We start from the raw sequence: 18,180 nt of genomic DNA, 5'->3' as shown, positions 1-18,180 counted from the left end.
CGATGGCCGCAGGGGTGCCCGGGGACGCAGGCGGCGCTTTACCGCCGCGCGGGCTGCGGCTATCACCGCGGACATGAGTGACACGCCCGACGATCCCGAGACCGGCGCCCCCGAGGGCCCCGGTGCCCTGCTGGCCGAACCGCTGCGCCGCGCCATTGGCGAGCGCTATCTGACCTATGCTCTGTCGACGATCATGCACCGGGCCCTGCCTGATGCCCGCGACGGGCTGAAGCCGGTGCACCGGCGCATCCTCTATGCGATGCGCGAGCTGAAGCTGACCGGCACCTCGCGGTTCCGCAAATCGTCGAAGATCTCGGGCGACGTGATGGGCAACTATCACCCGCACGGCGACGCGGCGATCTATGACGCCATGGCCCGCCTGGCGCAGGATTTCAACGTCCGCTACCCGCTGGTCGACGGCCAGGGCAACTTCGGCAACATCGACGGCGACAACCCCGCCGCCAGCCGCTACACCGAGGCCCGCCTGACCGCCGTCGCCGAGGCGATGATGGAGGGGCTGACCGAGGATGCGGTCGATTTCCGCGACAACTACGACGGCACCCTGACCGAGCCGGTGGTGCTGCCCGCCTCCTTCCCGAACCTGCTGGCCAATGGCTCGTCGGGGATCGCGGTCGGCATGGCCACGAACATTGCGCCCCATAACATCGTCGAGCTGGTCAATGCCTGCCTGCATCTGATCAAGACGCCGGATGCCCGCGACGACACGCTGCTGCAATATGTGCCGGGCCCCGACTTCCCCACGGGCGGGGTGCTGGTCGAAAGCCCGGAAAACATCGCCAAGGCTTATCGCACCGGCCGCGGCAGCTTCCGCCTGCGTGCCAAGTGGGAGGTCGAGGATCTGGGCCGTGGCACCTGGCAGATCGTGGTGACCGAGATCCCCTATCAGGTGCAGAAATCCAAGCTGGTCGAGCGTATCGCCGAGCTGATCCAGACCAAGAAGATCCCGATCCTGGCCGACATCCGCGACGAAAGCGCCGATGACATCCGCATGGTGCTGGAGCCGCGGTCCAAGAACGTGGACCCGGATCTTCTGATGGGGATGCTGTTCCGCAACTCGGATCTGGAAATCAAGTTCAGCCTGAACATGAACGTGCTGATCGACGGGCTGACCCCCAAGGTCTGCTCGCTGAAAGAGGTGCTGCGCGCCTTCCTCGACCACCGCCGCGAGGTGCTGGAACGGCGCTCGAAACACCGGCTGGAAAAGATCGACCACCGGCTGGAAGTGCTGGAAGGCCTTGTCACCGCCTTCCTCAACCTCGACCGGGTGATCGACATCATCCGCTACGACGACGACCCAAAGGCGGCCCTGCTGGCCGAGGACTGGTCGAAGAAACGCGCCCGCGCCCGGGACGAGAAGGATTACATCTCGCCCCTGGCCGAGGGCGACGAGGGCGAGCTGACCGAGGTGCAGGTCGAGGCGATCCTCAACATGCGCCTGCGCAGTCTGCGCCGCCTCGAAGAGATGGAGCTGCTGCGCGAACGCGACGCCCTGATGGAGGAACGCGCCGGGCTCGAAGATCTGCTGGCCACCCCCGATCTGCAATGGGCGCGCATCGCCGATGAGCTGCGCGAGACCAGGAAGACCTTCGGCAAGGACTATGCGCGCGGCCACCGCCTGACGGTGATCGAGGCCGCCGCCGAGGCCGAAGAGGTGCCGCTGGAGGCGATGATCGAGCGCGAGCCGATCACCGTCGTCTGTTCCAAGATGGGCTGGATCCGCGCCATGAAGGGCCATATCGACCTGGCCCAGCAGGACAAGCTGAAGTTCAAGGACGGCGACGAGGGCCGCTTCGCCTTCCATGCCGAGACCACCGACAAGATCCTGGTCTTCGGCTCGAACGGGCGGTTCTACACATTGATGGCCTCGAACCTGCCCGGCGGGCGGGGCATGGGCGAACCGCTGCGGCTGATGGTGGATCTGCCCAACGAGGCCGAGATCGTGGCCATGCGCATCCACCGCCCCGGCGAGCGGCTGATCGTCGCCTCCAGCGCGGGCGACGGCTTCATCGTGCCCGAGGACGAGGTGCTGGCCCAGACCCGTTCGGGCAAGCAGGTGCTGAACGTCAAGGATGGCGTGAAGGCCCTCCTGGTGAAGCCGGTCACGGGCGATCACGTGGCCGTGGTGGGCGAGAACCGCAAGGTGCTGGTCTTCCCGCTGGAAGAGCTGCCCGAGATGACCCGGGGCAAGGGTGTGCGGTTGCAGAAATACAAGGACGGCGGCCTGTCGGACCTGACCACCCTGGTGCTGGAAATGGGCCTGTCCTGGCACGACCCGGCGGGCCGTACCCGCACCGAGACCGAGCTGGGCGAATGGCTGGGCAAGCGCGCCGGCACCGGCCGCATGGCCCCGCGCGGCTTCCCCCGCGACAACAGCTTCACCTGAGGCCCGCCCTCCAGGTCGCCGCCGGAGTCCCCGGCGGCGACCCTGCCCCGCGCCGCGCCAGGGCGCCCACCCTTCGCGCCAGCCGACAGCCCGCGCCCACCTCAGCCTCCGCCGCCCCGGCGCGCCCGGCCCCTGCGGTTCCCCGGCTCCCGCCGTCCCGCGAAGGCCCCGGTCGACCGGGCCCGCCCCCCTCTCTTCTCATTGCCAAAAATATCCCGGGGGAGTCGCGCATCGCGCGACGGGGGCAGAGCCCCCGCTTCCTCCCACGTGTCGCCTCCGGCGACGGGGGCAGAGTCCCCGCCCCCTTACACGTGTCGCCTCTGGTGTCGGGGCGCAGATCCCCGCTCGCATCCCGCCGGGGCGCCCCTCCGCCCGTCTCCCCCCGCTCTGGCGCGCGAATAGACATGGGCGGGCAAAGCGGCTACTCCGGGGGGCGTGTTATGACCGTCCCGGGGGGATCCATGTTCCGACTATCCGCTGTCGCTCGTCTTGTGCCGGGCCTGGCCGTCTGCGCCGTGCTGCTGTCGGCCTGTACCAATCCCGACGATTTCGACGAACCGATGCCGGACCTGGGAGATTTCCGCCTTGGCCACAACATCGTCGTGGCCAGCAAGATGAAGAAGGTCGCGATCTCGCGCGATGCCACCGAAGAGGAATGGGTGGCCGAGATGCAGGCGGCGATTGCCGAGCGCTTTGGTCGCTACGAGGGCGACAAGCTCTATCACCTGGGGATCTCGGTCGAGGGCTATATCCTGGCCCCGCCCGGCATCCCGATCGTGCTGTCGCCGAAATCCGGCCTGATCGTCAATGTCACCGTCTGGGACGATGCGGCGGGGGGCAAGATCAACGAGGCGCCGAAGCAGTTCACCGTGCTGGAAAGCTTCTCGGGCGAGACCATGGTTGGCTCGGGCCTGACCCAGACCCGCGAAGAGCAGATGACCAACCTGGCGCGCAACGCGGCGAAGCAGATCGAGAACTGGCTCCTGGAGAACCGGGCCTGGTTCGGCGAGGCGCCGGGCCCCCAGGCCGGGCAGCAACAGCCCCTGGCGACGGTTGCCGCGCCCGCGGCGGTGGCCACCACCGCCACGCCGCCCGCCGCTGCCGCGACAGCCGCCCCGACAACGGCGCCCGCGCCGGAACCCACCTCGGGGGCGCCTGTGGCCCCGGTGACCGACACGGTTGTCCCTGTGCCGGGCAGCCAGGTGACGGGCGCCGATGACGGGGATGCGGATCTGCCGGGCGATGGCCCGGCCTCCAGCGGCGGCTAAGCCCCGGATTCTGCGCACTCCCGCCGGACTGCGGCGCGGAAACCGGCCCCTGGCGAGGGGCCGGGGCAGGACCAAATTGCCCCCGGGAAGGGGCCTTTGGCCCCCGTCCGAGCCCCGCACATCCCGCAGCTTGCGGTGCCCCATGGCCGCACCCTGCCGCGCAGCGCCCCGGTGGCCCAAGTGACGCTTGATTTTCCCCCTCAGACCCAATAAATCGCCGTCCGAGTGAAATCGGGCCTGAGGCCCCCAGACACAGAGGCGCCTGACCATGGGTAAGGAAAAGTTTGAGCGCGGCAAACCGCACTGCAACATCGGCACGATCGGTCACGTTGACCACGGCAAGACGACGCTGACGGCGGCGATCACCAAGTACTTCGGTGACTTCAAGGCCTACGATCAGATCGACGGCGCGCCGGAAGAGAAAGCCCGCGGCATCACCATCTCGACCGCCCACGTCGAGTACGAGACCGAAGCGCGTCACTACGCCCACGTCGACTGCCCCGGCCACGCCGACTACGTGAAGAACATGATCACCGGTGCCGCCCAGATGGACGGCGCGATCCTGGTGGTGAACGCCGCTGACGGCCCGATGCCGCAGACCCGCGAGCACATCCTGCTGGGCCGCCAGGTGGGTATCCCCGCCATGGTCGTGTTCATGAACAAGGTTGACCAGGTCGACGACGAAGAGCTGCTCGAGCTCGTCGAGATGGAAATCCGCGAACTGCTGTCGGCCTACGATTTCCCCGGCGACGACATCCCCGTCATCGCAGGTTCGGCCCTGGCCGCTCTGGAAGGCCGTGACCCGGAAATCGGCGAAGAGAAGATCAAGGAACTGATGGCGGCCGTGGATGAGTACATCCCGCAGCCGGCCCGTGCCGTGGATCAGCCCTTCCTGATGCCGATCGAAGACGTGTTCTCGATCTCGGGTCGTGGTACGGTTGTGACCGGCCGTGTGGAACGTGGCGTGGTGAACGTTGGTGACGAACTGGAAATCGTCGGCATCAAGGACACCAAGAAAACCACCTGCACCGGTGTGGAAATGTTCCGCAAGCTGCTGGACCGTGGTGAAGCCGGCGACAACATCGGCGCCCTGCTGCGCGGTATCGACCGTGAAGGCGTCGAGCGTGGCCAGGTTCTGTGTAAGCCGGGTTCGGTGAAGCCGCACACCAAGTTCGAAGCCGAGGTCTACATCCTGACCAAGGACGAAGGTGGCCGTCACACCCCGTTCTTCGCCAACTACCGCCCGCAGTTCTACTTCCGGACCACCGACGTGACCGGCACCGTGACGCTGCCCGAGGGCACCGAGATGGTGATGCCCGGCGACAACCTGAAGTTCGAAGTTGAACTGATCGCGCCGATCGCCATGGAAGACGGCCTGCGCTTCGCCATCCGCGAAGGCGGCCGCACCGTGGGTTCGGGCGTCGTCTCCAAGATCGTCGAGTAATCGACGATCGCCGGGGCGGATCACCCCGCCCGGGACGGACAGATCATCGAAACGGCGGCCCCCCGGGGTCGCCGTTTTGCGTTTGCGGGCGGGCAGGGGGCGCCTGGTGCGCCTCGGCGCTGGACCTTTGCGCCGCCCCGGCTATCTTCGCCTGCATGACCGCGCCCGTGAACTTTGCCTTCGCCCTGACCGGCCCCCTGCGGGGCCAACGCCTGACCGGCGAGGCGATTCCCGATACCCTGCGCGCCGAGACCCTGGGCTGGGCGCATCTGGACGCCGCCCATGCGGGCACCCGCGACTGGGTCGCGGACCGGCTGTCCTATCTCGACGACACGGTGATCGAGGCGCTGACCCAGCCCGAGACCCGGCCCCGCGCCACCCGGGTGGGCGACGGGCTGCTGCTGAACTTCCGCGCGCTGAACATGAACCCCAACCGCGACCGCGAAGACATGGTGGCGGTGCGGATCTGGGTGGACCGCGACCGCATCATCACCCTGTCGCGCCAGCGCGTGCTGTCCCTGGAAGAGATCGCCCGCGAGGTCGAGCGCGGTCAGGGCCCCGACAGCGCCGGGGCCTTCCTGGCCGATCTGGTGGACCGGCTGACCGACCGGGTGGAACCCTTCGTGGCCGAGCTGGACGCCGAGGTCGACGGGATGGAGCCGCAGGTGATCGCCCAGCCCGACCAGGACCTGCGCCGCCGCATCGCCGCCCTGCGCCTGGCGGTGGTCGAACTGCGCCGCCACCTGCCGCCGCAGCGCGAGGCCCTGGCCCGGCTGGCGCGCAGCGAAAGCCCGCTTTTGGCCGAACATGACCTGCGCGAGGTGCAAGAGGCCGTCGACCGGCTGACCCGGATGACCGAGAACCTGGACGAGCTGCGCGAGAACCTGGGCGTGTTGCGCGACGAGCTGTCGGGCGCCCTGTCGGAACGGCTGAACCGGCATATGTACACCCTGTCGATCTTCTCGGCGGTGTTCCTGCCGCTGACCTTCTTCACCGGGCTGTTCGGGATCAACGTGGGCGGCATTCCGGGCGATGCCAGCCCCTATGCCTTCTGGATCTTCTCCGGCGTGATGGGGCTGATCTTCCTGGTGCAGGGGGTGATCCTGCGGCGGCTGCACTGGATGTAGCGGCGCCGGGGCGCCAACGCGCGGCCCGCGTCTTTTCGGCACAATTCCCCGGAAATGTCTGGTATTGGCCATGATCGGGGCGTTGAGTGCTTTGGACACCGGGGCCACCGCGCGCTGCGCGCCCCGCCGCATTGCAAGAGGACGTGCCATGTCGCACCCTTATCAGGACCTGCCCGCCACCGCCTATTGGAAGACCGGCGTGGCCGAGAAGAACCCGCTTCAGCTGGCGGGGCTGTGGCAGCCGAAGTTCCAGGTGCTGCCGGGGGCGCCCATCGTCACCGCGGGCTCTTGCTTTGCCCAGCATATCGGCCGTGCCCTGGCCGCCCGCGGCTATGACTGGTTCGATGCCGAACCGGCCCCGCCCTTTCTGGGGGCCGAGGATGCAAGGGCCTATAACTACGGCATCTTCTCGTTCCGCACCGGCAATATCTACACCGCCCGGACCCTGCTGCAATGGCTGCGCCTGGCCTATGGCGAGATGCAGGGCCCGGACGAATGGTGGACCCGCAAGGGCCGCGTCTACGACCCGCTGCGCCCGGCGATCGAACCGGGGGGATTCGCCAGCATCGACGAGGCCCGCGCCTCGCGTGCCGCGACCCTGGCGGCGATCCGTCGCGCAGTGGAAACGGCGCGCCTCTTCGTCTTTACCCTGGGCCTGACCGAAAGCTGGCGCCACGGCGAAAGCGGGCTGGAATATGCCATCTGCCCCGGCACCCTGGCGGGGGACTTCGACCCAAAGGCGCATCTTTTCCACAACCACCGCCATGGCGACATCCTGGCCGATATGGAAACCGTGCTGGCCCTGCTGAAGGTCAAGAACCCCGATCTGAAGGTGCTCTTGACGGTCAGCCCGGTCCCCCTGACGGCGACCGCCAGTGGCGAACATGTGCTGACCGCCACCAGCTATTCCAAATCCGTGCTGCGCGGCGTGGCGGGCGAACTGGCCCAGGATCACGCCCATGTGGACTATTTCCCCAGCTACGAGATCATCACCCACCCGGTCTTCCGCGGCATGTTCTATGCCCCCAACCAGCGCAGCGTGGTCCCCGAGGGGGTCGAGGTGGTGATGTCGAAGTTCTTCGCCGACCAGGAAGCCACCTTTGGCCCGGTCAAGCCCGGGCGCGGCAAGGCGGGCAAGGGCGGCGGCAAGGCGGGGCGCAAGCTGCGCGCCGCCTGGAAAGAGGCCCAGGCCGGGACGGATGTGAAATGCGAAGAGGAGATGCTGAATGCCTTCGCCCGCTGAACGCGCCCCGGTGGCGGCCTCCGCGCCGCTGCCCTCGCTTTGCATCTTCGGCGACAGCCATATCGCCTCGGTGAAACATGCGCTGGACGCAGGCCTGCTGCCGCTGGTGGCCGAGCATCTGGAGTTCTGGGGCGCCTATGGCCCCGCCTTCCGCGCGTTGGAGTTTCGCGACAATACCATCCTGCCCGGCGACGAGGCGGCGCGCGACATGGCGCTGCGGATCAACGGGGCGGGGCGGGGCGCCCTTGGGGGGGCGGATTTCGCGGGCTACCTCTTTTACGGCGCGCGGCTGAGGATGGCGGATTTCATGCCGCCGCTGCTGGAGACGCTTTGCACCGGCGGGCATCTGTCGGCGGCGGTGCAAGAGAAGGTGGCCCGGCGGTTCCTGCGCGGCACCAAGGCCTATCGCATCGCCTGCGAGTTCGCCCGCGCCACCCCGGGCTTGCCGATCGCCTTTGCGCCCGCGCCCCTTCTGACCCTCGGGGTGGGCAACCCCGGGCGCCTCTATCCGGCGGCGGCGGGGGCCACGGCGGATCAGCGCGAGGCGATTCGCCTCTGGCTCGACCGGGCGGCGGCGCGCGACGGGCTGCGCCTGCTGCACCAGCCCGAGGACACGATCACCGGCGGCTACTGGACCGCGCCCGCCTGGGCCTCGGAAGAGGCCGGGCAAGAGGACGACCCGGTGCACAAGAACGCCGCCTTCGCCGCCCGCATGGTGACCCTCTTCCGCGATAGCTTGGGCGGCTGAGACCCGGGCTGAGATCTGGGTGAGCCAGTGGGGCCGGGTGCAGCCCCCCCCCTCCCATCCTGAAGGCGGGAAATACTCTCGGGGGGACGCGCCCCCCGGGCCGCGAGGGGGGCAGAAAGCCCCCCGTTGCCCGGCCGCATCGGGGCGCGAGGGTCCGGGGATTTTTCCGCCCCTGCCGCCAGATCGCCCCTTGCACTCGGCGCCCGCCTGCCTTAATCGACAGCGACGGATTAGGGGTATAGCTCAGCTGGTAGAGCGACGGTCTCCAAAACCGTAGGTCGCGGGTTCGAACCCTGCTGCCCCTGCCAATCCGATCCCCGCCAGACATGACCGCCGCGCCCCTTTCAGGGGCCGCGCGGCTGTCTGCGTTTGTCTCGGCGACTTCGGCGGCGCTGCCTGCTTCCTTGCCGGGGGGCAAGGCGGCCCGCCCGGGCCGGGAGGCGGGCCCCGGGCCATACCGCCCGCTTCGCCCTTGAAACACCCCCCGCTTTTGCCCTATCTGGGCCAGATGACGCGCGCAGCCCTGCGCGCCCCCGCCTTTGATCCGAGGACACCGCCCATGGCGAACCCGCTGCAATTCATCCAGCAGACCCGTACCGAGATCGGCAAGGTCGCCTGGCCGACCCGCCGCGAAGTGCTGCTGACCACGGTCATGGTCTTCGTCATGGCCGCCATCACCGCGATCTTCTTCGCCCTGGTGGATCTGCTGATCCGCTCTGGCCTGACCGGCCTGCTCAGCCTCTTCGGCTGAGCCACGCCGCCCGGGCCCCGGCCCGGCGCGGACCCGGCGGCGGGCTGTGGCGGCACGGGCAGGGGGCGAACCCCGGTCTATCCCCTTCGCGGGCTTGCGCTTTGTCGCGCTTCGCTGTAACCCACCGACCACCCCCAGATGTGGCGCGCGGCGATTCGAGCCTCGCGCCGATTTTCTATTGGGGGCGCTGATTAGGAAATGCGGTCCGCCGCGCCGGTCCCCGTTCGGGGCACAGCAGGCGCCGGGCCGGCGATGGAAGGGTCGTTGCGACATGGCAAAGCGGTGGTACTCGGTCTCGGTCCTCTCGAACTTCGAGAAGAAGATCGCCGAGCAGATCCGGCAGAGCGTCGAGGAAAAGGGACTGGAGGACCAGATTGACGAGGTCCTCGTTCCGACCGAAGAGGTGATCGAGGTCCGCCGCGGCAAGAAGGTCTCGACCGAGCGTCGTTTCATGCCCGGGTATGTCCTGGTTCACATGGAAATGTCCGACGAGGGCTATCACCTGGTGAACTCGATCAACCGCGTCACCGGCTTCCTGGGCCCGCAAGGCCGCCCGATGCCGATGCGCGATGCCGAGGTCCAGGGCATCCTGGGCCGCGTCGAGGAAGGTCAGGAGGCCCCGCGCACCCTGATCCACTTCGAGATCGGCGAGAAGGTGAAGGTCAACGATGGCCCCTTCGAGGACTTCGACGGCATGATCGAAGAGGTCGACGAGGACAACCAGCGCCTCAAGGTCTCGGTCTCGATCTTCGGTCGCGAGACCCCGGTCGAACTGGAATTCACGCAGGTCACCAAGCAAGGCTGACCGGCGCGAGGCGGGCCTCCGGGCCCGTGACGGGGCGCAAGTCCCGTTCATACGTGGGAGGCGAGGCGGTCGCGACCGTCGGACCTGACCACGCAGAACCGCTCCTGACGGCGCGCCGGAGGGAGCAGGCGTAGGGTGGATGCAATCCACCGTCTGCGCGATGAACAAAGGAGAAGGCCAATGGCCAAGAAACTCGTTGGCAGCATGAAGCTGCAAGTGCCTGCCGGTCAGGCAAACCCCTCCCCGCCGGTTGGTCCGGCGCTGGGTCAACGCGGCATCAACATCATGGAATTCTGCAAGGCGTTCAACGCCAAGACGCAGGATATGGAGCCGGGTGCGCCCTGCCCGACCGTGATCACCTACTATCAGGACAAGTCCTTCACCATGGACATCAAGACGCCGCCCGCGTCTTACTACCTGAAGAAGGCCGCCAAGCTGAAGTCGGGTGCCAACACCCCCGGCAAGCAGACCGTCGGCACCGTGACCGTCGCCCAGGTGAAAGAGATCGCCGAAGCGAAGATGAAAGATCTGAACGCCAACGACGTCGAAGCGGCAATGCAGATCATCCTGGGCTCCGCCCGCTCCATGGGCATCGAGGTGAAGTAATGGCAAAGCTCGGTAAACGTACCTGCGCCGCCCGCGAAGCCTTCGCCGGCAAGGAAGATCTGACCGTCGAAGAAGCCGTCGCGCTGATCAAAAGCAACGCCGCCGTGAAATTCGACGAAACCGTCGAAATCGCGATGAACCTGGGCGTCGACCCGCGCCACGCCGACCAGATGGTCCGTGGTGTTGTCGGCCTGCCGAACGGCACCGGCAAGGACGTCCGCGTGGCCGTCTTCGCCCGTGGCCCCAAGGCCGAGGAAGCCCAGGCTGCTGGTGCAGACATCGTCGGCGCCGAAGACCTGATGGAAACCATCCAGGGCGGCACGATCGAATTCGATCGCTGCATCGCGACCCCCGACATGATGCCGATCGTCGGCCGTCTGGGTAAGATCCTGGGCCCGCGCAACCTGATGCCGAACCCCAAGGTCGGCACCGTGACCATGGACGTGAAAGCGGCCGTGGAAGCAGCCAAGGGCGGCGAAGTGCAGTTCAAGGCCGAGAAGGCCGGTGTGGTGCACGCAGGCGTCGGCAAGGTCTCCTTCGACGAAGCCAAGCTGGTCGAGAACATCCGTGCCTTCGTGGACGCGGTGAACAAGGCCAAGCCGACCGGTGCCAAGGGCGCCTACATGAAGAAGGTCTCGCTGAGCTCCACCATGGGCCCGGGCGTCTCCGTCTCGATCGAAAGCGCCACCGGCAACGCCTGATCGGCAGCCTGTGGCAATGAATTGGAAAGGGCGGTCCCGCGGGGCCGCCCTTTTTCCGTGTCAGAGGCATTGGGCCGGAGCGGGGGCGGGCAGGGGCCCGCGCGCCGCATCCGAGGGCCGTCAGTCGGGCGAATGGCCGATGTCGTCGCAGGTATCCTCCAGCTCGCGCGTGGGGTGTTTGGCGGCGGCCAGGGCCGCGTCCAGCCCGGCGCCCTCGACCGTGGCGATGGCCAGCCGGTCCAGCGCATAGGTGGTGACAAGGGCGGTGCCCTTCATCAGGTCGCGCGACAGGGCCAGGATCGACAGGTAGTCCAGGTGGTTGCCCAGCATCCCCGAGCCGTCCGCCTCGCCGCCCTCGGCATTCTCGATACAGGCCTCGACCGAGACCGACAGGAAGGACCGGCAGACCGTGGGCCGGGCGTCATAGACGCGGCAGGCGCGGGTGTCGGGATCCAGCGCGGCGCAGGCATGGGCATTCCAGGCGCGGCCATCGGGCTGACCGGCCAGGGGCGCCAGGGCGGCGTGCAGCCTGCGCGCCTCGGCCTCGGTGATCAGCCCGCCGTCGCCCTCCAGCAGGATGCAGCAGAAGGCGCAGCCCTCGGCGCAGGCGGCATTCACCAGCTCGGGCGGCTGGCCCGCGCGGATCTGTTCGCCGGTCATCGCCGCCAGCTTGCGCGCCGCCTCGCCCGAGGCCAGTTCGGCGCGGATGTCGCGGAAGGGCTGGCTCTGGGCCTCGGCGCTGGCCAGCCAGGCCTCCAGGATGCGGCGCCCGCGCTCTTCCAGCGCGGCGGGCATCCCCCGGGCGCGGGCGCGAGGCAGCTTCTGCCGCAGGGCGGCGATGCTGACCGGGCGGCCCTTGGGGGCCTTCTTGCCGGGGCTGGGACGGGTGGGCGTGCGGCTCATGCGGCTCTCCTGGCGGGCGTGGGGCGAAGTATATCGGCGGGGCGGGCAGGGTCCAGCCGCCGGGGAGGGGGCGCGGAAGAGGGGCGGGGGGGCCCCCGCCCGGCGGGTGCTGCGAAGGGATGAGATTAGGGTCTTCACAAGCGGGGCCAAAAGCCCTAGAAGCCGCCTCTGTCAGGGTTCCCGGGATTCGGTTGCCCCGACGATTCGTCCGAGACGGTGGGTGCCGGGGATAGTCCCGACATAATTCCTGCCTGAGACGGGTAACAACCAGTTTCTTCCGGCCCCGCCCTCTGGCGGCTCCCCGGGACGATCTTGGACGGACCCGTTGTGGACCCGCTTGCCGGGACCTTGTTCCGGCAGAACTGAGCCGGAGGGTCAAACCTCCCAAATTGGAGTGAAACTGTGGATAGAGCCCAGAAAGAGAAATTGGTCGAGGAACTCGGCCAGATCTTCGAAAGCTCTGGCGTTGTGGTGGTTGCCCACTACACCGGTCTCACGGTTGCTGAGATGCAGTCCCTGCGCGCAAAGGCTCGTGAAGCCGATGCAGCAGTGCGCGTCGCCAAGAACAGGCTCGCCAAGATCGCCCTGGAAGGTAAGCCCTGCGAGAGCATGGCCGAATTCCTGACGGGCATGACCGTTCTGACCTATTCCGAAGACCCTGTCGCAGCTGCGAAGGTCGCGGAAGATTTCGCCAAAGAGAACAAGAAGTTCGAAATTCTTGGCGGCGCAATGGGTGAGAACGCTCTGGACCGTGCCGGTGTCGAAGCCGTGTCGAAAATGCCGTCCCGCGAGGAGCTCATCGCTTCCATCGTTGGCTGCATTGGCGCACCCGCCTCGAACATCGCCGGTGCCATTGGCGCCCCTGCTTCGAATATCGCCTCCATCCTCACCACGATCGAAGAGCGTGGCGAGGCGGCGTAAGCAACATGAGAACCGGCGTAGGGTCGCAGACCCACACGTTGGAACACATCTAGAGATACGGAAAGAAGTCAAATGGCTGATCTGAAGAAACTGGCAGAAGAGATCGTTGGTCTGACCCTGCTGGAAGCACAAGAACTGAAAACCATCCTGAAGGATGAGTACGGCATCGAGCCCGCAGCTGGCGGCGCTGTCATGATGGCAGGCCCGGCCGGCGACGCTGGCGGCGCAGCCGAAGAAGAGAAGACCGAATTCGACGTCATCCTGAAGTCGGCCGGCGCTTCGAAAATCAACGTCATCAAAGAAGTCCGCGGCATCACCGGCCTGGGCCTCAAAGAAGCCAAAGAGCTGGTGGAAGCCGGCGGCAAGGCTGTCAAAGAAGGCGTTTCGAAAGAAGAAGCCGAAGAGATCAAAGGCAAGCTGGAAGCAGCTGGCGCCGAGATCGAAGTCAAGTAATTGGCTTTCGGTCCGCGCCTGTCGCGGACCGGTTCTAGTGAAGCGGGCGTCCCTCGGGGCGCCCGTTTTGCCTTTGCGGGGTGGGGACAGGCCCGGGCGCGCCGGGCCGGGCCATTGCCGAAATCTTCACACCTTTCAGGGTCTGCCCATTGCGCCAGGGGCCAAGGTGTCCTATCTGCAAGGTTCCGCTGGACCCGTGCGATTCGGGTCTGGCCGTTGTTGCATTCCCGAGAGGTGGTCCCGACCCTATCCCGTTCATCTTTCCCAAGAAGCGACCGGAGCGGAGCGGGGCAGGCCCCCGAAGACCCCGGGCGCCTTGAGCGAAACGGGATGCGCCAGGACCAAATCACGAGATCACGCGGCGCGCCGGACGGCGCCGGACCGGATTTAGACGAGGCTGGGTGCGGGCTTCCCGCGTCCGGCTATCGCTGTCTGGAACCCCATCTCGGCGAGGGCTTTTTCGCGAAGCCCTCTCCAAGGCGAGGTTCAAGGATCGGGAGGCCACCATTGGGCAGGTGGTCAGGCATTGATCAGAACCCCCTGTTTCGAAGGGTGGAGTACCGGGAGGCCCCGACGGTACCTGCACCCGGATGAGAAACGAAAGGTGACGTCCGTCATGGCTCAGACCTATCTTGGTCAGAAACGTCTTCGCAAATACTACGGTAAGATTCGCGAAGTCCTGGAAATGCCGAACCTTATCGAGGTTCAGAAAAGCTCTTACGAACTCTTCCTGAAATCCGGCGACCAGCCCGAGCCCGCCGATGGCGAAGGCATCAAGGGCGTCTTCCAGTCGGTCTTCCCGATCAAGGATTTCAACGAGACCTCGGTCCTGGAATTCGTCAAGTACGAGCTGGAAAAGCCCAAGTACGACGTCGAAGAATGTATGCAGCGCGACATGACCTACAGCGCGCCGCTGAAGGTTACCCTGCGTCTGATCGTGTTCGATATCGACGAGGACACCGGCAACAAGTCCGTCAAGGACATCAAGGAACAGGACGTCTTCATGGGCGACATGCCCCTGATGACCCCGAACGGGACGTTCATCGTGAACGGCACCGAACGCGTGATCGTGTCCCAGATGCACCGTTCGCCCGGCGTGTTCTTCGACCATGACAAGGGCAAGACCCATTCCTCGGGCAAGCTGCTGTTCGCCTGCCGGATCATTCCCTACCGCGGGTCCTGGCTGGACTTCGAGTTCGACGCCAAGGACATCGTGTTCGCCCGTATCGACCGTCGCCGGAAACTGCCGGTGACCACGCTTCTGTACGCCCTGGGCCTGGACCAGGAAGCGATCATGGACGCGTATTACAACACCGTCGACTACACCTACCGCCGGGGCCAGGGCTGGGTGACCAAGTTCTTCCCCGAGCGTGTGCGCGGCACCCGTCCGACCTATGACCTGGTCGACGCGGACAGCGGCGAGATCATTGCCGAGGCCGGCAAGAAGATCACCCCGCGCGCGGTGAAAAAGCTGATCGACGAAGGCTCTGTGCAGAACCTGCTGGTGCCCTACGACCGTATCGTCGGCAAGTTCGTGGCCCGCGACCTGATCAACGAAGAGAACGGTGCCATCTACGTTGAGGCCGGGGACGAGCTGACTGTCGAATACGACAAGGACGGCGAGCCGATCGGCGGCACCCTGAAAGAGCTGCTGGACGCTGGCATCACCGAGATCCCGGTTCTGGACATCGACAACATCACCGTCGGTGCCTACATGCGCAACACCATGGCGATGGACAAGAACATGAACCGCGAAAGCGCGCTCATGGACATCTACCGCGTCATGCGCCCCGGTGAGCCGCCGACCGTCGAGGCCGCCTCGGCCCTGTTCGACACCCTGTTCTTCGACAGCGAGCGCTACGACCTGTCCGCCGTGGGCCGGGTGAAGATGAACATGCGCCTGGCGCTGGAGAAGCCCGATACCCAGCGGACCCTGGACCGCGAGGACATCGTGGCCTGCATCAAGGCCCTGGTCGACCTGCGCGACGGCCGCGGCGAGATCGACGACATCGACCACCTGGGCAACCGTCGTGTGCGCTCTGTCGGCGAGCTGATGGAAAACCAGTACCGCGTCGGCCTGCTGCGCATGGAACGTGCGATCAAGGAACGCATGTCCAGCGTCGAGATCGACACGGTCATGCCGCAGGACCTGATCAACGCCAAACCGGCGGCTGCCGCCGTGCGCGAATTCTTCGGCTCGTCGCAGCTGTCGCAGTTCATGGACCAGACCAACCCGCTCTCTGAGGTGACTCACAAGCGGCGCCTGTCGGCCCTCGGCCCGGGCGGTCTGACCCGCGAACGCGCCGGTTTCGAGGTGCGCGACGTTCACGCCACGCACTATGGCCGGATGTGCCCGATTGAAACGCCGGAAGGTCCGAACATCGGTCTGATCAACTCGCTGGCCACCTATGCCCGCGTGAACAAATACGGCTTCATCGAGACCCCCTACCGGGTGGTGAAGGACAAGCAGGTGACCGATGAGGTCCACTACATGTCCGCCACCGAGGAACAGCGTCACGTGGTGGCCCAGGCCAACGCCTCGCTGGACGGTGAAGGCAAGTTCACCAACGAGATGGTCAACACCCGCCAGGCGGGCGAATACACGCTGACGCCGACCGAAGCGGTCGACCTGATCGACGTGTCGCCCAAGCAGCTGGTCTCGGTCGGTGCCTCGCTGATCCCCTTCCTGGAAAACGACGACGCCAACCGCGCCCTGATGGGGGCGAACATGCAACGTCAGGCGGTTCCGCTGCTGCGCGCCACGGCCCCCGTGGTCGGCACCGGCATCGAGGGCAAGGTCGCCATCGACTCCGGCGCGGCCATCCAGGCCAAGCGGGCGGGCATCATCGACCAGGTCGACGCGCAGCGGATCGTGATCCGGGCCACCGCCGATCTGGAACCCGGTGATCCGGGCGTCGACATCTACCGCATGCGCAAGTTCCAGCGTTCGAACCAGAACACCGCCATCAACCAGCGTCCGCTGGTGAAGGTGGGTGACCTGGTCGAGAAGGGCGAAGTGATTGCCGATGGTCCCTCCACCGATATGGGGGAACTGGCGCTCGGCAAGAACATCATCGTCGCCTTCATGCCCTGGAACGGCTACAACTACGAGGACTCGATCCTGATCTCCGAGCGCATCGCGCGTGACGACGTCTTCACCTCGATCCACATCGAGGAATTCGAAGTTGCCGCTCGCGACACCAAGCTCGGGCCGGAAGAGATCACCCGCGACATCCCCAACGTCGGTGAAGAAGCGCTGCGCAACCTCGATGAGGCTGGCATCGTCTACATCGGTGCGGACGTCGAGCCGGGCGATATCCTGGTGGGTAAGATCACGCCCAAGGGCGAAAGCCCGATGACCCCGGAAGAGAAGCTGCTGCGCGCCATCTTCGGCGAGAAGGCTTCGGACGTGCGCGACACCTCGCTGCGCGTGAAGCCGGGCGATTACGGCACCGTGGTCGAGGTGCGCGTCTTCAACCGCCACGGTGTGGAGAAGGACGAACGTGCCCTCCAGATCGAGCGCGAAGAAGTCGAGCGTCTGTCGCGCGACCGTGACGACGAGCTGGCGATCCTGGATCGGAACATCTACGCCCGTCTGAAGGACATGATCCTGGGCAAGGTGGCCGTGAAGGGCCCCAAAGGCGTCAAGGCCGGGTCCGAGATCACCGAAGACCTGCTGGGTCAGCTGAGCCGCGGTCAGTGGTGGCAGCTGGCGCTGGAAGACGACAAGGAAGCCCAGATCGTCGAAGCCCTGAACGAGCAGTACGAGGCGCAGAAGCGCGCCCTGGACGCCCGTTTCGAGGACAAGGTCGAGAAGGTCCGCCGTGGCGACGACCTGCCGCCGGGCGTGATGAAGATGGTCAAGGTCTTCATCGCGGTGAAGCGCAAGCTGCAACCGGGCGACAAGATGGCCGGCCGTCACGGCAACAAGGGTGTCGTGTCGCGCGTGGTGCCGATGGAAGACATGCCGTTCCTGGCAGACGGTACCCCCGTCGACTTCTGTCTGAACCCGCTGGGCGTGCCGTCGCGGATGAACGTCGGTCAGATCCTCGAGACCCACACGGGCTGGGCCTGCCGGGCCCTGGGCCTGAAGGTCGACGAGGCGCTGCAAGACTATCGCCGCACCGGTGATCTGACCCCGGTCCGCGAAGCCATGCGCCTGGCCTATGGCGACGATGTCTATGAAGAAGGCATCGAAGGCATGGACGAGAACCGCCTGATCGAGGCCGCCAGCAACGTGACCGGCGGTGTGCCGATCGCCACGCCGGTCTTCGACGGGGCGAAAGAGGCTGACATCAACGAGCGTCTGCGGCGCGCGGGCTTCGACGAAAGCGGCCAGTCCGTTCTCTTCGACGGCCGCACCGGCGAGCAGTTCTCGCGCAAGGTCACCGTCGGCTTCAAGTACCTGCTGAAGCTGCACCACCTGGTGGACGACAAGATCCACGCACGGTCCACCGGCCCGTACTCCCTCGTCACGCAGCAGCCGCTGGGTGGTAAGGCGCAGTTCGGTGGCCAGCGTTTCGGGGAGATGGAGGTCTGGGCTCTGGAAGCCTATGGCGCCGCCTACACCCTGCAAGAGATGCTGACCGTGAAGTCGGACGACGTGGCTGGCCGGACCAAGGTCTACGAAAGCATCGTCAAGGGCGAGGACAACTTCGAAGCGGGCGTTCCCGAGAGCTTCAACGTTCTGGTGAAAGAAGTCCGCGGCCTCGGCCTGAACATGGAACTCCTGGATGCGGAGGACGAGGAATAACGGCCGCACCCGCGACCCGTTAGGGCGGGGAACTCCCCGCCCGCCCCTCTCCT

Annotated in this window: 14 protein-coding genes and 1 tRNA gene; 14 read left to right on the top strand and 1 reads right to left on the bottom strand. The window is 66.4% G+C overall.

Annotated features, from left to right (window positions below):
- Positions 1-73: 73 nt before the first annotated feature.
- The 11 genes from parC to rplA all read left to right on the top strand — a co-directional run bounded on the left by parC (position 74) and on the right by rplA (position 11,097).
- Entirely contained in the window at positions 74-2,404 is a 2,331-nt protein-coding gene (gene parC / locus ACRARE_RS03320; protein WP_432654974.1) for a DNA topoisomerase IV subunit A, read from the top strand.
- Positions 2,405-2,865: 461 nt separating this feature from the next.
- Positions 2,866-3,672 carry a hypothetical protein gene (locus tag ACRARE_RS03315; protein ID WP_432654973.1) on the top strand — a complete coding sequence of 269 codons (807 nt, stop codon included), beginning with the start codon at positions 2,866-2,868 and terminating at the stop codon, positions 3,670-3,672.
- A gap of 268 nt (positions 3,673-3,940) precedes the next feature.
- Positions 3,941-5,116, top strand: coding sequence for an elongation factor Tu (gene tuf / locus ACRARE_RS03310; RefSeq protein WP_432654958.1), 1,176 nt, complete (start codon positions 3,941-3,943; stop codon positions 5,114-5,116).
- Positions 5,117-5,271: 155 nt separating this feature from the next.
- A complete protein-coding gene (locus tag ACRARE_RS03305; protein WP_432654972.1) occupies positions 5,272-6,243 on the top strand; it encodes a zinc transporter ZntB in 972 nt (323 codons plus the stop codon).
- A gap of 148 nt (positions 6,244-6,391) precedes the next feature.
- Positions 6,392-7,486 carry a GSCFA domain-containing protein gene (locus tag ACRARE_RS03300; protein WP_432654971.1) on the top strand — a complete coding sequence of 365 codons (1,095 nt, stop codon included), beginning with the start codon at positions 6,392-6,394 and terminating at the stop codon, positions 7,484-7,486.
- Positions 7,470-8,234 carry a hypothetical protein gene (locus ACRARE_RS03295; RefSeq protein ID WP_432654970.1) on the top strand — a complete coding sequence of 255 codons (765 nt, stop codon included), beginning with the start codon at positions 7,470-7,472 and terminating at the stop codon, positions 8,232-8,234. The genes ACRARE_RS03300 and ACRARE_RS03295 overlap by 17 nt, the downstream gene beginning before the upstream one ends.
- 232 nt (positions 8,235-8,466) lie before the next feature.
- A tRNA-Trp gene (locus tag ACRARE_RS03290) sits at positions 8,467-8,542 on the top strand.
- A 251-nt stretch (positions 8,543-8,793) separates the two neighbouring features.
- Complete coding sequence (gene secE / locus ACRARE_RS03285) at positions 8,794-8,985, top strand: preprotein translocase subunit SecE (protein WP_085887891.1); 192 nt, start codon at positions 8,794-8,796, stop codon at positions 8,983-8,985.
- A gap of 271 nt (positions 8,986-9,256) precedes the next feature.
- Positions 9,257-9,790, top strand: coding sequence for a transcription termination/antitermination protein NusG (gene nusG, locus ACRARE_RS03280; protein ID WP_432654969.1), 534 nt, complete (start codon positions 9,257-9,259; stop codon positions 9,788-9,790).
- A 180-nt stretch (positions 9,791-9,970) separates the two neighbouring features.
- On the top strand, positions 9,971-10,396 hold the full coding sequence (rplK, locus tag ACRARE_RS03275; protein WP_432654968.1) for a 50S ribosomal protein L11: 426 nt from the start codon (positions 9,971-9,973) through the stop codon (positions 10,394-10,396).
- Positions 10,396-11,097 carry a 50S ribosomal protein L1 gene (gene rplA / locus ACRARE_RS03270; protein ID WP_432654967.1) on the top strand — a complete coding sequence of 234 codons (702 nt, stop codon included), beginning with the start codon at positions 10,396-10,398 and terminating at the stop codon, positions 11,095-11,097. The genes rplK and rplA overlap by 1 nt, the downstream gene beginning before the upstream one ends.
- Before the next feature lie 120 nt (positions 11,098-11,217).
- On the opposite strand, the gene ACRARE_RS03265 is transcribed toward rplA, so the two are convergent.
- Positions 11,218-12,000, bottom strand: a complete 783-nt coding sequence (locus ACRARE_RS03265; protein ID WP_432654966.1) for a YkgJ family cysteine cluster protein — start codon at positions 11,998-12,000, stop codon at positions 11,218-11,220.
- 402 nt (positions 12,001-12,402) lie between these two features.
- Here ACRARE_RS03265 and rplJ point away from each other — a divergent pair, with 402 nt between their 5' ends.
- From rplJ to rpoB, 3 genes are all read left to right on the top strand, one after another.
- A complete protein-coding gene (gene rplJ, locus ACRARE_RS03260; RefSeq protein ID WP_432654965.1) occupies positions 12,403-12,921 on the top strand; it encodes a 50S ribosomal protein L10 in 519 nt (172 codons plus the stop codon).
- Positions 12,922-12,993: 72 nt separating this feature from the next.
- Positions 12,994-13,374 (top strand): 50S ribosomal protein L7/L12, encoded by a 381-nt coding sequence (rplL, locus tag ACRARE_RS03255; RefSeq protein ID WP_432654964.1) that lies wholly within the window; start codon positions 12,994-12,996, stop codon positions 13,372-13,374.
- 616 nt (positions 13,375-13,990) lie between these two features.
- Entirely contained in the window at positions 13,991-18,127 is a 4,137-nt protein-coding gene (rpoB, locus tag ACRARE_RS03250) for a DNA-directed RNA polymerase subunit beta (protein ID WP_432654963.1), read from the top strand.
- Positions 18,128-18,180 lie beyond the last annotated feature (53 nt).

The sequence above is a fragment of the Pseudooceanicola aquaeponti genome (assembly GCF_050897975.1).
Classification (GTDB): Bacteria; Pseudomonadota; Alphaproteobacteria; order Rhodobacterales; family Rhodobacteraceae; genus Pseudooceanicola.
Note: the sequence above shows the minus strand (reverse complement) of the source record. Positions and strands in the feature narration are given on the sequence as shown.